The following is a 14,693-nucleotide window of genomic DNA, read 5'->3' as shown; positions in this document are numbered from 1 at the left end:
GCCCTTCCGATCCCGGGCCTACCCCGTGTCGGGCCGCTGCCCCGTACCGGCGCAGCGGCCCGACCGCGCCTCGCCGTCGACCGCCGGCGGCGGGCCCTGCTCGGGGATCACCTCGCGCGCTCCCCCGCCGCCGCCCGCAGCCCGGTCCCGGGTGGCCCAGGCGACCATGAACAGCGCGGTCCAGGCCGATCCGAGCAGCACCGAGGTGACGGTGCCGCTGGCGGTGCTCAACCCGAGGTAGAGCCGGGCGCTGCCGATCGCCGACACGCCGGCCGCGGCCACCGTCCAGGCGGCCACCGCCACCTGCCAGCGCGCGCTCCGGGACAGCAGCCAGGCCAGCGTGCACAGGCTCGCCGCAACGACGGCGTTCTGCGTCGGGAACAGCGCGCTCTCCTCCCCCGACGCGGCCGGCCCCGGCGCGGTCAGGTCGGTGACCACGGCGAGGACCACCAGCGGCAGGAACGCCCCGACCGAGCCCACCACGCTGAGCAGGTCGGCCCGCCACGGCCGCTGCCGCCAGGCCAACCCGGCGGCCACCACCGCGACCAGCCCGATCAGCACCGAGCCGCGCAACACCGAGACCAGGGCGAACGCGACGTCGGCCGCGCCGGCGGTGCGCCGGTCGCTGAACCAGCCGGCGATCGCGTCGTCGACAGCGGCCAGCCCGCTCCACCGCATCGCCGCCCCGAGCAGCCAGGCGATGGCGAGACCGGCGGTGAACAGGAGCGCGAGCCCCGCCAAAAGGTTGATCAACAATGTCCAGGCCGGGCCGATCCGCATGGCCAGCAGGAAGAACAGCACGCCGTACCGGGCGGAGAGCCAGCGCACCGGCGGCAGCGCCGCCACCCGGCCCAGCAGCGCCCGGGCCGGGTCGGGGTGACGGCCCAGCCAGCGGCCGACCAGCAGCACGGCGAGGAGCCCGCCGAACAGCACCAGCACCGCCCCGGTGGCCCGCCCGAGCAGTCGGGACACCGTCCCGTACGACTCCCCGGCCACGTTGCCCAGCAGCACCGACCCGCCCACCCAGGTCGCCACCCCGGCGAGGTTCCACGGCGCGAACCGGCAGTACGGCATTCCGGCGGCCCCGGCCAGCCGGGGAGCCAGGGTCCGGGCGAAGGCGATCCAGCGGGCGGCGAGGACCCCCCGCCCGCCGAGCCGTTCCAGCAGCTCATCCGCCCGCCGCCAGCGGCCCGGTCCCACCCGGGCGCCCAGCCCCGAGGCCCGCAGCCGGGGCCCGTACCGGCGACCCGCACGGAATGCCACCGCGTCGCCGGTCACCGCTGCGACAATCATCACCAGCAGCGCCGGTCCCAACCGGAGGGCACCGGTGTACGTGAGAAAGCCGACCAGCAGGAGGGTCGCCTCCCCGGGCACCAGCAGCCCGACGATCACGGCGGTCTCGCCGGCCACGATCGTCGCGGCGGCCAGGTAGACCAGCAGGGGCGGCAGGTCCCGCACCGAGTTCAACAGATCGTGCACGACAGCCCGGGGGTCACGGCGGCCAGCATGCCAGCCGGGATAAGCAGGGCAACAGCGGTTTCGGCACAGATCCGGGAAGCGCCGGGGTGACCCCGACGCCGCCCCTGATCCGCACAGGCGGGAGGATGGAACCCATGCAGCTTCGCACCGACCTCCGTAACGTCGCCATCATCGCTCACGTCGACCACGGCAAGACCACCCTGGTCGACGCCATGTTGCGGCAGGCCGGTGCCTACGGCGCCCGCGGTGAGACGACCGAGCGGGTGATGGACTCGGGGGACCTGGAACGGGAAAAGGGCATCACCATTCTCGCCAAGAACACCGGCGTGCGGTACCTGCCGGCGGACGGCTCCGACCCGGTCACCATCAACATCATCGACACCCCCGGGCACGCCGACTTCGGCGGCGAGGTGGAGCGGGGCCTCACCATGGTCGACGGCGTGGTGCTGCTCGTCGACGCGAGCGAGGGCCCCCTGCCGCAGACCCGCTTCGTGCTGCGCAAGGCGCTTCGCGCCCGGATGCCGATCATCCTGGTGATCAACAAGGTGGACCGCCCCGACGCCCGGATCAAGGAGGTCGTGGACGACACCTACGAACTCTTCCTCGACCTGGACGCCGACGAGGAGCAGATCGACTTCCCGATCGTCTACGCCTGCGCCCGCGACGGCATCGCCTCGCTCACCCAGCCCGCCGACGGCTCGGTCCCTGAGGACAGCGAGAGCCTGGAGCCGCTGTTCCGCGCCCTGTTGGACACCATCCCGCCGCCCGCGTACGACGAGGGCGCGCCGTTGCAGGCGCACGTGACCAACCTCGACGCCTCGCCGTTCCTCGGCCGGCTGGCCCTGTGCCGGGTCCGACAGGGCACCATCGCCAAGGGCCAGACCGTCGCCTGGTGTCGCACCGACGGCACCAACCAGCGGGTCCGCATCTCCGAGATGCTGATGACCGAGGGCCTGGAGCGCAGGCCGGCCGAGTCGGCCGGACCGGGCGACATCATCGCGGTCGCCGGCATCCCGGAGATCATGATCGGCGAGACCCTCGCCGACGCGGAGAACCCGGTCGCGCTGCCGCTGATCACCGTCGACGAGCCGGCCATCTCGATGACCATCGGCACCAACACCTCGCCGCTGGTCGGCCGGGTCAAGGGCGCCAAGGTCACCGCCCGGATGGTCAAGGACCGCCTCGACAAGGAGCTGGTCGGCAACGTCTCGCTGCGGGTGCTGCCCACCGAGCGGCCCGACGCCTGGGAGGTGCAGGGCCGTGGCGAGCTGGCCCTGGCGATCCTGGTCGAGCAGATGCGCCGCGAGTCCTTCGAGCTGACCGTCGGCAAGCCGCAGGTGGTCACCAGGGAGATCGACGGAAAGATCTGTGAGCCGGTGGAACGGCTGACCATCGACGCGCCGGAGGAGTACCTGGGCGCGATCACCCAGCTCCTCGCGACCCGCAAGGGCCGGATGGAGCAACTGGTCAACCACGGCACCGGCTGGATCCGGATGGAGTGGCTGGTCCCGGCGCGCGGCCTGATCGGCTTCCGCACCGAGTTCCTCACCGACACCCGGGGCACCGGCATCCTGCACCACGTCTTCGAGTCCTACGAGCCGTGGTTCGGCGAGCTGCGCACCCGCAACAACGGCTCGCTCGTCGCCGACCGGTCCGGCGCGGTCACCTCGTTCGCCATGATCAACCTTCAGGAGCGCGGCCAGCTCTTCGTCGATCCGACCACCGAGGTGTACGAGGGCATGATCGTCGGGGAGAACTCCCGCTCCGACGACATGGACGTCAACATCACCAAGGAGAAGAAGCTCACCAACATGCGGGCCTCTTCCTCCGACGAGACCGAGAAGCTGATCCCGCCGCGCAAGCTGTCCCTGGAGCAGGCCCTGGAGTTCTGCCGCGAGGACGAGTGCGTCGAGGTGACCCCGGCGTCCGTGCGCATCCGCAAGGTCGTCCTCGACCAGACGCAGCGCGCCCGCGCGACCGCCCGCCGCAAGCACGCCGGCTGACGGCCGAGCACGACGTACCGGACGGGCCGGGAGGGACCACCTCCCGGCCCGCTCCGCGTCCGGCCCCCCCGCACCCGGCCCGCCGGCGGCCGGATCCGCTACGGTCACCGGCATGATCTGGGACGAGCTCGACGCGCATCTGGACACGCTGCCGGGCACCGTGTCGGCGTACCTGGGCCGGCTCGACGCCGCCCCCACCTGGACCCGCCACCCCGACGCCACCCACTACGCGGCCAGCACCATGAAGGTCGCCGTGCTGCTGGCCCTGCACCGGGCGGCCGAGGCCGGCACCCTCGACCTGGCCGCCCCCGTCGACGTACGCAACGAGTTCGACTCCGCCCGGCCCGGCGCGCCCCGATTCTCCTGCGCCCGGCACTACGACAACGACGAGGCCGTCTGGCAGCGGGAGGGCCACGGCGCGCCCCTGCGCTGGCTCGCCGAGCGGATGATCGTGCGCTCCAGCAACCTGGCCACCAACGTCTGCCTCGGCCACGTCGGGCTGCCCGCCGTGGCCGACGCCTGGGCGCTCGCCGGCGCCCGGCACAGCGTCACCGGGCGTGGCATCGAGGACTTCGCCGCCCGGGAGGCCGGGATCACCAACCTGGTCACCGCCGCCGACCTGGCGGCCCTGCTCGGCGGGCTGGCCGCCGGGGCGATCCGGCCCGGGCCGCTCGCCTCCCCCGCCGGCTGCGCCGCCATGCTCGATGTCCTGTTCGCCCAGGAGTTCCGCGAGGACCTCGCCGCCGGGCTGCCCGAGGGGGTCCGCATCGCCCACAAGAACGGCTGGGTACGCGGCGTCCGGCACGGCGCCGGGGTGATCTACCCACCCGACGCCCCGCCGTACGTGCTGGTCGTCTGCACCACCACCGAACTCGCCGACGGGGGTGCCACCGGCGACGAGTCCTCCGACGACGCCTGCCTGGTGCTCGCCGACGTCTCCGCCCGGGCCTGGGCTGCCCGCCACGACCTGCGCAGCGCCGGCTAGTCCCGCCCCGGCAGGCGCCGCCCCGGCAGGCGCCGCCACTGCGGCCCGCCACGCACCCGGCGGACGCCGCGCCGGCACAGCACGCGCACCCGGCGGACACCGCGCCGGCCCGCCACGCACCCGGCAGGCCGGCGCGGTGGCGTTCCCACCCCCGCCGCGCGCCGGCCTCAGTCCAGCAGGCTGTCCCGCAGCGCCGCCAGGTGCGCGTCGGTCAGGCCCAACCCGTCGCGCAGATACCGGTCGAACGAGCCGTGCACCCGGCGGACCTCGTCGTACGCGGCGTCCAGGTACTCACCGCGCACCTCCATCAGCGGCCGGATCGCCGCCTCCGCCAGCTCCGGCTGCCGGGCCCGCATCGCGGTGAGGATGACCTCCTTGAGGCTCTCCGTCTGCGCGTTGGTCCGCAGGTAGTCCGCCCGGATCGCCGCCTCGTCCACGCCCACCGCGGTGAGCAGGACCACCGACAGCCAGCCCGTGCGGTCCTTGCCGGCCGAGCAGTGGAACAGCAGCGGCAGGTTCCCCGCGTCGGCGGCCAACCGGGCCGCCGCGCCGAAGCCCGCCCGGGCCGGCTCCCCGGTGACGAACCACCGGTAGATCCCCGCCATCGCCGCCGGGCTGCCCTGCATGGCCAGCGTCGCCTCCGCACCCAGGTTGTGTCCGAGCAGCACCTCCGACACCGCCGTGAAGACCGGGTGGGCCTCGTCGTACACCGGCAGTCGAACCACCCGGGGCTCGCCGGCCAGCCGGTTCGGCGGGCCCGCCGCGATCTCCGAGTCGTCGCGCAGGTCCACCACGCAGGCCGGGGCGATCCTCCCCAGCGTCGACAGGTCGTCGTCGGTCAACCGGCCCAGCGCCGGTGTCCGGATCAACCGGCCCGCCCGCACCCGCCGCCCGTCCGCACCCACCATGCCGCCGAGGTCACGCGCGTTCGGCGCGCCTACCAGCTCCCAGCCCTGCCCCGTCATCCGGCCTCCCCTGTCGTCGTGCGCTGCCGTATAGGGTGCCGCACATGACAATCGCCGTGGTACGCACCCACCGGCTCTCCGCGCCCCTGCACACCCCGTTCGTGACGGCGCTGCGGCGTACCACCACCGTGGACACCCTGATCGTGGAGCTGGTCGACGAGGACGGGCGGTCCGGGTTCGGCGAGGCGCCGCAGGTGTGGCAGGTGACCGGGGCGTCGCTGGCCGGCGCCGAGGCATGCGTCCGGGAGATGCTCGCACCGGCCCTGGTCGGGCGGGACGCCGACGACCTGGTGGCCCGCTGCGTCGAGGTGCAGCGCGCGGTGGCCGGCAACGAGGCCGCCAAGGCCGCGGTGGACACCGCGCTGCACGACCTGGCCGCGCGCCGGCTCGGCGTACCCCTGGTGCGGTTGCTCGGCGGCACGGCCCTGCGGGTGCCGACGGACGTCACCCTGGCCGCGGGCGACGCCGCCGACCTGGCCGCTGCCGCGCGGCAGCGGCGGACCGAGGGATTCGCGGTGCTGAAACTGAAGGTGGGCACCGACGCGGCGGGCGACCTGGAACGGGTCCGCGCGGTCCGCGCCGCCGTCGGCCCGGGCGTGCAGATCCGGCTGGACGCCAACCAGGGCTGGACGCCCCGCGAGGCGGTCCGGGTGATCCGCGGCATCGAGGACGCGGGGCTGGACGTGGAGCTGGTGGAGCAGCCGGTGGCCCGCTGGGACCTCGACGGGCTGGCCTGGGTCAGCGACCGGGTCGGCGTGCCGATCCTGGCCGACGAGTCGGTGTTCGGCGTGCGCGACATGGTCGAGGTCATCCGCCGCCGGGCCGCCGACATGGTCAACGTCAAGCTCGCCAAGTGCGGCGGCCTGCACGCCGCCCGGACCCTGCTCGACCTGGCCGCCGCGCACGGCGTCGGCACCATCGTCGGTTCGATGATGGAGAGCCAGGTCGGGGTGGGGGCCGCGGCCAGCCTGGTCGCCGCGTACCGGACCACCGCAGTCTCCGACCTCGACGCCGCCTGGTGGCTGGCCTGGTCGCCGGTGCGCGGCGGCATCCGGTACGACGGGGCGACGGTGCTGCTGCCGGACGCCCCCGGCCTCGGCATCACCTCCGTGTCTGTAGCAAAGATGCGATCGCCCAGTTGATGCTCGGCACTTTCTTTCATAGGGTCACGGCAGGTGACTTCGGAGCTGGGAGTGGACGTGGAACTGCAAGCGGGCCATGAGGCCGTCGTCCGGGTCGCGGTCGCGACCCTGTGGACCAGCCCCGAGGAGGTACGCCCCGTCGACCGTCCCGCCCTCGACCCGCAAGCCGACGTCGCCGCCTGGATCTCCGGCATGGACCACGAGCAGCAGGTGGGTGACTGCGTCCTGAGCCAACTGCTGTTCGGGGAACGGGTGCTGGTCACCGCGCTGCGCCCCGACGGCTGGGCGCACGTGGTGGCCGTCGAGCAGCCGTCGGCCACCCATGACTCGCGCGGCTACCCGGGCTGGCTGCCCACCGCCCAGCTCGCCCCCGTCGCATCCGACGACCCGCAGGGACCGGACGCCCCCTGGGTCGTCGACGCGACCGTCACCGCCCTGCGTACGGCCCCGGGCGGCGAGCCGGTCGTCTCCGGCATCGTCCTCGGCACCCGGTTGGCCCCGGCGGGCCCGCCGGCCGACGGCTGGCGCCCCGTGCACGCCGCCGGGCACGACCGGCCGCTCTGGCTTCCCGACAGCCACCTCGTGCCCCTGCCCACCGAGCCGCCGCCCGCCCGGGACGTGCTGGCCGTCGCCGCCCGGCTGCGCGACGTGATCTACGTCTGGGGCGGATTGTCGACGTACGGGATCGACTGCTCCGGCCTGGTGCACCTGGCCTGGCGGCGGTTCGGCGTGGTGCTGCCCCGCGACGCCGCCGATCAGGCCCGGGCGACCACCCCGCTGCCGCTGGGCGCCGAACGACCCGGCGACCTGTACTTCTTCGCCCGGCCCGGCCAGCAGATCCACCACATCGGCTTCGTCAGCGCCGAGCCGGACGCCGCAGCGAACCGGCGGCTCCTGCACGCCTGCTACCAGCATCGGGGCGTGGTGGAGGAGGCGATGCCGGCCGGCCGGACCGCCACCCTGGTCGGCGTGCACCGGGTCTGACCCGTCGCCCGGCACCGACGCCGAGGGGCGCTCCCGCATTGGGAGCGCCCCTCGGCGTTCAGGGGGGTTGTCAGCCCCGGGCGGCGGTCAGCTCTCGCCGCCGGTCCCGGGCCGACTTGATCAGGCTGGCCACGGTCGCCACCAGCAGGGCGCCGAGGATGACCACCAGGGAGAGCCAGATCGGGATGTGCGGGGCCCAGCCCACCGGCTCCCCGCCGTTGACGAACGGCAGGTTGTTGTCGCCCAGCGCCTCCAGCACCAGCTTCACGCCGATGAAGCCGAGGACCACGGACAGCCCGATGCTCAGGTAGATCAACCGGTCCAGCAGCCCGCCCAGCAGGAAGTAGAGCTGGCGCAGCCCCATCAGCGCGAACACGTTCGCGGTGAAGACCAGGTACGGCTCCTGGGTGATGCCGAAGATCGCCGGGATCGAGTCCAGCGCAAAGATCAGGTCGGTGGTACCGATCGCGATCATGACGACCAGCATCGGGGTGAACAGCCGGCGGCCGCGCTCGTGCGTGGTCATCTTCGCGCCGTCGTAGTCCCGGGAGATCGGCAGCGCCCGCCGGCTCCACCGGATCAGCAGGTTCTCGGAGAAGTCGTCCTCGTTCGGCTCACCCTGCCGGAAAAAGTTGATCGCCGTGTAGATGAGGAACGCGCCGAACAGGTAGAAGACCCAGGAGAACTGCGAGATCAGCGCCGCACCGGCGGCGATGAATCCGCCACGCATGACCAGCGCCAGCACGATGCCGATGAGCAGCACCTTCTGCTGGTACGGCCGGGGCACCCCGAAGCGGGCCATGATGATCACGAAGACGAAGAGGTTGTCCACCGAGAGGCTGTACTCGGTGAGCCAGCCGGTGTAGAACTCGCCGGCCACGCCGGGGCCGGCTGCGAGCCAGAGCCCCACGCCGAAGACCAGGGCCAGCCCGACGTAGAAGGCGACCCAGAGACTTGACTCGCGGACGCTCGGCTCGTGCGGCCGGCGACCGATGATCAGCAGGTCGACGACCAGAACCGCTGTCAGTGCGACGAGGGTTACCGCCCACACCAATCCGGACACGTTCAATCCAATCCTCCGGCAGACACGCGGCGTCGGGCACACCGTACGCCCCGTGCGGGCGGGCGGGTTGCGGCAACGCGAAACAGTGGTGGCTGTCGGAGGTCTCTTCCGCCAGCGGCCCAGGTGTGGACCGCTGACCGACGGAGCCGGGTCGCGCCACCGGGGCGATGGTCGACCGTGCTGACGACTCCGTCACGGGGGAATACTCCCCTCCTTCGCCGCCATTCTTCCCCATCGAGGCCTCCGGCCGCATCTCCGGGCCCACACATCGACGATCCCACCACGTTCGGCGTGACGGAAGTCTCTGCCCGCAGAGCTTCCTAGGAGGCCATCCCGGGGCCGGTCCGAGGGGCGGGACAGTCCCCCCGCGTCGTCCTTCCCGGCCGGGGACGTGGCAGGCTCAGGGGCATGGTGCTTGAGGTCGCGCTCATCGATGTGGTGCCCGGACACGAGGACACGTTCGCAGCCGCGTACGCGCAGGGTCACGAGATCCTCGCGACGACGCCCGGCTGCCGCTCGGTGCGGATGACCCGCGGCATCGAGTCGCCGTCGCGATTCGTGCTGCTGGTCGAGTGGGACTCCGTCGAGGCGCACGAGGCGAACTTCCGGGGCACCGAGCGGTTCACCCGGTGGCGGGAGCTGATCGGCCCACACTTCGCCGGCCCGCCGCTGGTCGAGCACTTCGTCGACGTCCCTGCCTGAGCGACCCCGGCACCGCGGGTACGCCCGCCGTAGCGGTCGGCCGCGGAATGTCGTACCCCCCGCCTACAGTGCGCCTGACGCGCCGGCCACCGGTGCCGACGGGCTCGGGGCCGCCGGGCCCGGTGGCGGCGCGGCGACAGTCCGGGCTCAGTCCTGCGGCGGGCGGGGCCGGGGCACCGCCGCCACCTCCTCCGTCCGCACCCGGAAGGCCAGTGGATGGCCGCCCGGACCGGTCGGCGACGGCAGCGCCGGATCGTCGGCCAGCCGGGCCAGCAGCGCCGTCGTCTCGGCTGCCGGGAGGGCTGCGTCGAGCATCCGGTCGACCACGGTGTCGTACCAGGCGAGGTCGGCGGCGGAGACCAGCCGGACATCGGTGGTCAACGCCTCAAGCATCACGGTGCGCGGGTCGGCCGGGTCGGGGAAGGAATACCGGGCGAACGGGGTCAGCGGATGGGCGTCGCCGGTCGTGACGCCGGGCGGCACCACCCTGATCGTCACGTTCGGCTTGCGGGACAGGAGGGCCAGGTGGCGGACCTGCTCGCGCCAGACCCCTTCCGGCAACCCACCCGGGCCGCAGGCGGTGAACTCCAGCAGCGCCGTGTACTGCGGCGGCTCGGCCCGGTGCAAGACCTCCTGCCGAACCAGCCGGGCCCGTACGTCGGCCTCCACGTCGACGTCGGGGTGCAGCAGCCGGGCGACCCCGAGACGCAGCCGGGCGTACGCCGGGGTCTGCAACAGGCCCGGCACGACGGCCGGCTGGTACTCCACCACGGTCGCCGCCCCGGCCTCCAGCTCGGCATACGCACGCTGGCGCTCGCCCATCGCGCCGAGGGTCTTCCACCAGCCACGACCGATGGCCGCGTCCCGGGCGATGACGATCAGCGCGTCGCGTTCCTCGGCGGCGACCCGGTAGACGTCCAGCAGGTCGAGCACGTCGGCGAGATCGGGGCGGCTCTGGCCCAGCTCGATGCGGGACAGCTTGGAGGTCGACGCCCAGCCCAGCCGCTCGCAGACCTGCTCAAGGGTGAGCTCCTCCCGCCTGCGTAGCTGGCGCAACTCGGCACCGAGTCGCGCACGTCGAATCACCGGACTCGTTGGCAACGGCATCCCCGCCTCCCAGGACGGAGAGTACGCAGATCGATCACACGCTGCAATACCTCGCTCGCCGTCCGCAACGGCCGCAGGTGGTTTCCCCGGTCAACCGCCCTCGGTCACTTCACGCCGGCCGCGTCCATCCCCCGCAACTCCTTCTTGAGGTCGGAGACCTCGTCGCGGATGCGGGCGGCCAACTCGAACTGCAGCTCCCGGGCGGCGGCCAGCATCTGGTCGCTGAGCTCCTGAATGAGCTGGGCCAGGTCGGCCCGGGCCATCCCCTCACGGGACGGGCCCGCCGCGCCGATCCGGCTGCGGCTGCGGGTCTCCTTGACCGGTGCCTTGCCCCGGGAAAGCTGCCGCGCCGCCCCGCCGATCCGGGAGTTCTCGGTGTCCTCCGCCTCCCGGTAGATGTCGTCGAGGATGTCGTGAATCTTCTTGCGCAGCGGCTCGGGGCTGATGCCGTGCGCCTTGTTGTGGGCGATCTGCTTGTCCCGGCGCCGGTTGGTCTCCTCGATCGCCGTCGCCATCGAGGGGGTGATCTTGTCCGCGTACATGTGCACCTGGCCGGAGACGTTCCGGGCGGCCCGGCCGATGGTCTGGATCAAGGACCGGCCGCTGCGCAGGAAGCCCTCCTTGTCGGCGTCGAGGATCGCCACGAGGGACACCTCGGGCAGGTCGAGGCCCTCCCGGAGCAGGTTGATGCCGACCAGCACGTCGTAGTCGCCCTTGCGCAGCTCGCGCAGCAGCTCCACCCGGCGCAGCGTGTCCACCTCGGAGTGCAGGTAGCGCACCCGGATGCCGTTCTCCAGCAGGTAGTCGGACAGGTCCTCGGCCATCTTCTTGGTCAGCGTGGTGACCAGGACCCGCTCGTCCCGCTCGGTGCGCAGCTTGATCTCGTGCATGAGGTCGTCGATCTGCCCCCGGGTGGGCTTCACCACCACCTCGGGGTCGATCAGGCCGGTCGGGCGGATCACCTGCTCGACGAACTCGCCCTGGGCCCGCTCCAGCTCCCACGGGCCGGGAGTGGCGGAGAGGAAGACCATCTGGCCGACCCGCTCCAGGAACTCGTCGAAGCGCAGCGGCCGGTTGTCGCCGGCGCTGGGCAGCCGGAAGCCGTGGTCGATGAGCATCCGCTTGCGGGAGGCGTCGCCCTCGTACATGCCGCCGATCTGGGGGATCGTCACGTGCGACTCGTCGACGACGGTGAGGAAGTCGTCCGGGAAGTAGTCGATCAGGCAGTGCGGCGGGCTGCCGGGCTGCCGGCCGTCGATGTGCATGGAGTAGTTCTCGATGCCGGAGCAGAAGCCGACCTGACGCATCATCTCCAGGTCGTAGGTGGTGCGCATCCGCAGCCGCTGCGCCTCCAGCAGCTTGCCCTGCCGCTCCATCTCGGCGAGCCGCTCGGCCAGCTCGGCCTCGATGTCGCGGGTGGCCCGCTCCATCCGCTCCGGACCGGCGGCGTAGTGCGTGGCCGGGAAGATCATCAGAGCGTCGACCTCGCGGACCACGTCACCGGTGAGCGGGTTGAGGTAGTAGAGCTTCTCCACCTCGTCGCCGAACAGCTCGACCCGGATGGCCAGCTCCTCGTACGCCGGGATGATCTCCAGGGTGTCGCCGCGCACCCGGAACGTGCCCCGCTGGAAGGACATGTCGTTGCGGGTGTACTGGATGTCGACGAGGCGACGCAGCAGCTGGTCGCGGTCGAGCTCCTGCCCGACGGCGACCCGGACGGCCCGGTCGAGGTACTCCTCCGGGGTGCCCAGGCCGTAGATCGCCGAGACCGTGGCCACCACGACCACGTCGCGGCGGGTGAGCAGCGACATGGTCGTCGAGTGCCGCAACCGCTCGACCTCCTCGTTGACCGAGGAGTCCTTCTCGATGTAGGTGTCGGTCTGCGGGATGTAGGCCTCGGGCTGGTAGTAGTCGTAGTAGGAGACGAAGTACTCCACCGCGTTGTGCGGCAGCAGCTCGCCGAACTCCTTCGCCAGCTGGGCGCAGAGCGTCTTGTTGGGGGCGAGCACCAGGGTGGGGCGCTGCAACCGCTCGACGAGCCAGGCCGTGGTGGCGCTCTTTCCCGTGCCGGTCGCGCCGAGCAGGACCGTGTTGCGATCTCCGCGCCGCACCCGACGCTCCAGATCGTCGATGGCTGCCGGCTGGTCGCCGGCCGGCTGGAAATCGCTGACCACCTGGAATCGGCCGTCGAGCCGGGGAATGTCGAGCGCCATGACCCCAACCGTACGCCGGGGGCCCGACACAACGCGGCGACCACCGTCAGTCAGTGATTGGCTTCAATATTCGCATTGTGTGGCACATCTCACCGCGCTAGGGTATGGGCCGTAGGCCGCTCGCGGCGGCCGTCCGGGCCGGCGGCCTGGCCTCAACGGCCGGCGCCCCCGGCACAGGGGGTCGCAGCACCCGGCATCACCGGCGTGCGCACCCCCGGTGGTCGCGCGACGCGCAGACCGGCCGCCGCGAGCGCCCCACCAGGTGGGGCGATTCGTGCGTCACCTGTGACACGCGCCGGAAGTTCATCCTGCCGTGGACAACTCCCCCGACCCGACGCCCCGACCCGACCGGGACCGCCGCCCACCGGGCGCCTGCGGCACCGAATTCGACCGGGACCCGCGTAAGCCGGACGCCGACGTCGGACCCGACCGGAACAGTCACCTTTCGGCAACCGACGGTGCAAGCGACCGGCGCGACAGCCGGCGTCGGCGTACCACCGTGGTCGCCCTCGGGGTGATCGCCGTCGCCTCCGCCGCGGGCCTGGCCGCCGGTCTGCTGACCTGGGCGCCGGCGGCCCCGGAGCCGGCCCGGCCGCTGACCCCCGCCGAGGCGGAGCGGCTCGCCGCCGTCCGGGTCACCAACCACCGGGACGTCCGGTCCGGCCTGCGGATCACGATCGGCACCGCCGCCGCCCGCACCGACGTGGTGGGCTGGGTGGACTGGTCCCGGCCGCTGGCCTACGTGGACGTCGGCGGCCCGGGGGCCGGGCGGGGCCGGGGCCTGGTCCAGGCCACCCCCGGGCTGCTGATGGCCCGACCCGACCCCACGGCGGTGCCGGCCCCGGCCTCCCCGCCCATGGTGCCCCCGGTCGACGGGTGGCGGGTCGTCGACGGGTCCGCCGCCCGCCCCCTGCGCCCCACCCTCGACCTGCTCTTCGCGCTCGCCGCGCCCCGGGCCGAGCCGGCCGGGGCGATCCCTGCCGGCACCGCCCGGTGGCTGGCCCGCGCCGAGGCCGGCAGGCAGCCCGTGGACGTCCTCCAGGCTCCGCTGCCCGACGACGCCGGCCGGCAAGGACAGCAGGACGCCCCGGAAGCCGGCCGACCGGCCACGTCGACCCCACGCACCGCTTCCCACCCGTCCGGCCCCACGGGCCCGCCCACGGCGTCCCCACCGCGATCCGGCACCGCGGGTCGGCCCGCGGGCTGGCCCGGCCCGGCGGTGAGCCTGCCGGCCGCAGCCGCCAGGCCCGCCGGGACCGCGCTCCTCGACGGGGCAGCACGCTGGTGGCTCGATCGGGACGCCCGCTTGCACCGGTTGGAGGGACGCCTCCCCGGCGGCGTGCCGGTGACGGTGGAACTGCAACGGGCCAACCGGCCGGTGCTGTGGCCGGTGGCGGCGCTGGGCGGCCGGGCGGGGCTGCCCAGAGCGCTCACCGGGCCCGAGGAGGACCGGTTCGCGCGAGCGGCGGCCCGGATGCGCGCCGCGGGTGGCGCCGCGGCGACCCTCACCGCGCCCGTCGCCCCAGGCGTCACCCTGCGCGGCAGTGGCTGGATCAGCTGGACCGAACGGGCCGCGTACCTGTCGGTCGGCACCCGCGACGCACCCGCCGGGCGGACCCTGCGCCGCTACGACGCCGCCGGGGTCTGGTCGGCGCCGTACGCCGGGGACGCGCTCGTCGCGCCGCCGCTGCCGCCCCCACGCGCCGGACCCACCTGGGAACGCGGCAGGCCCGGCGCTGACGACGTCGACGTGCTGCTGGCCGCCGCGCTGCGGGTGGGCTCGGCGACCAGGCCGCCCCGGCCAGCCACCCGGATCCGTGGGGACCGCCTCGCCGACCGGACCGTCGACGTCATCGAGGTGGACGCCCGACACGGCCGGTTGCGCTACTGGATCGACAAGACAGGCCTGCTCCGCCGGCTGGAGCTGCGTACCCGGCTCGGCACGTACGCCCAGCTCGACCTCGTGCCGGGGCGGGCGCCGGCGCTGCCCTCGCCCGTCCCGCCCGCCCGCGAGCCGGGGCGCTGACGCCCGGTCGCCGCCCCACCCGGG

General features: G+C 73.4%; 11 protein-coding genes. 6 read left to right on the top strand and 5 right to left on the bottom strand.

Going from position 1 to position 14,693, the window contains the following annotated elements:
* Positions 1–18: 18 nt before the first annotated feature.
* Positions 19–1,479 (bottom strand): VTT domain-containing protein, encoded by a 1,461-nt coding sequence (locus tag OG559_RS21350; RefSeq protein WP_405106288.1) that lies wholly within the window; start codon positions 1,477–1,479, stop codon positions 19–21.
* A gap of 134 nt (positions 1,480–1,613) precedes the next feature.
* Between OG559_RS21350 and typA the strand changes: the two genes are divergently transcribed.
* Positions 1,614–3,482 (top strand): translational GTPase TypA, encoded by a 1,869-nt coding sequence (gene typA, locus OG559_RS21345; protein ID WP_405106286.1) that lies wholly within the window; start codon positions 1,614–1,616, stop codon positions 3,480–3,482.
* A 112-nt stretch (positions 3,483–3,594) separates the two neighbouring features.
* Positions 3,595–4,467 (top strand): serine hydrolase, encoded by an 873-nt coding sequence (locus OG559_RS21340; protein WP_405106284.1) that lies wholly within the window; start codon positions 3,595–3,597, stop codon positions 4,465–4,467.
* Positions 4,468–4,634: 167 nt separating this feature from the next.
* Here OG559_RS21340 and OG559_RS21335 read toward each other — a convergent pair whose 3' ends face one another.
* Positions 4,635–5,432 (bottom strand): tyrosine-protein phosphatase, encoded by a 798-nt coding sequence (locus tag OG559_RS21335; RefSeq protein WP_405106282.1) that lies wholly within the window; start codon positions 5,430–5,432, stop codon positions 4,635–4,637.
* Between the two features lie 44 nt (positions 5,433–5,476).
* On the opposite strand from OG559_RS21335, the gene OG559_RS21330 reads away from it, so the two are divergent.
* Together OG559_RS21330 and OG559_RS21325 are read left to right on the top strand one after the other, a co-directional pair.
* Positions 5,477–6,574, top strand: a complete 1,098-nt coding sequence (locus tag OG559_RS21330; RefSeq protein WP_405106280.1) for a mandelate racemase/muconate lactonizing enzyme family protein — start codon at positions 5,477–5,479, stop codon at positions 6,572–6,574.
* Between the two features lie 33 nt (positions 6,575–6,607).
* Positions 6,608–7,558, top strand: coding sequence for an NlpC/P60 family protein (locus tag OG559_RS21325; RefSeq protein ID WP_405106278.1), 951 nt, complete (start codon positions 6,608–6,610; stop codon positions 7,556–7,558).
* 70 nt (positions 7,559–7,628) lie between these two features.
* On the opposite strand, the gene OG559_RS21320 is transcribed toward OG559_RS21325, so the two are convergent.
* Positions 7,629–8,627, bottom strand: coding sequence for a TerC family protein (locus tag OG559_RS21320; protein WP_405106276.1), 999 nt, complete (start codon positions 8,625–8,627; stop codon positions 7,629–7,631).
* 402 nt (positions 8,628–9,029) lie between these two features.
* Here OG559_RS21320 and OG559_RS21315 point away from each other — a divergent pair, with 402 nt between their 5' ends.
* Positions 9,030–9,323: an antibiotic biosynthesis monooxygenase family protein gene (locus OG559_RS21315; protein WP_396670848.1), complete on the top strand. Its 294-nt coding sequence runs from the start codon at positions 9,030–9,032 to the stop codon at positions 9,321–9,323.
* A gap of 147 nt (positions 9,324–9,470) precedes the next feature.
* On the opposite strand, the gene OG559_RS21310 is transcribed toward OG559_RS21315, so the two are convergent.
* Entirely contained in the window at positions 9,471–10,430 is a 960-nt protein-coding gene (locus OG559_RS21310) for a helix-turn-helix domain-containing protein (RefSeq protein ID WP_405106273.1), read from the bottom strand.
* 104 nt (positions 10,431–10,534) lie between these two features.
* Positions 10,535–12,643, bottom strand: a complete 2,109-nt coding sequence (gene uvrB, locus OG559_RS21305) for an excinuclease ABC subunit UvrB (RefSeq protein ID WP_405106271.1) — start codon at positions 12,641–12,643, stop codon at positions 10,535–10,537.
* Between the two features lie 313 nt (positions 12,644–12,956).
* Between uvrB and OG559_RS21300 the strand changes: the two genes are divergently transcribed.
* Positions 12,957–14,669, top strand: a complete 1,713-nt coding sequence (locus OG559_RS21300; protein WP_405106269.1) for a hypothetical protein — start codon at positions 12,957–12,959, stop codon at positions 14,667–14,669.
* Positions 14,670–14,693: the final 24 nt, after the last annotated feature.

It is taken from the genome of Micromonospora sp. NBC_01405 (assembly GCF_045040155.1).
Classification (GTDB): Bacteria; Actinomycetota; Actinomycetes; order Mycobacteriales; family Micromonosporaceae; genus Micromonospora.
This window is presented reverse-complemented; position numbering and strand designations above follow the sequence as displayed.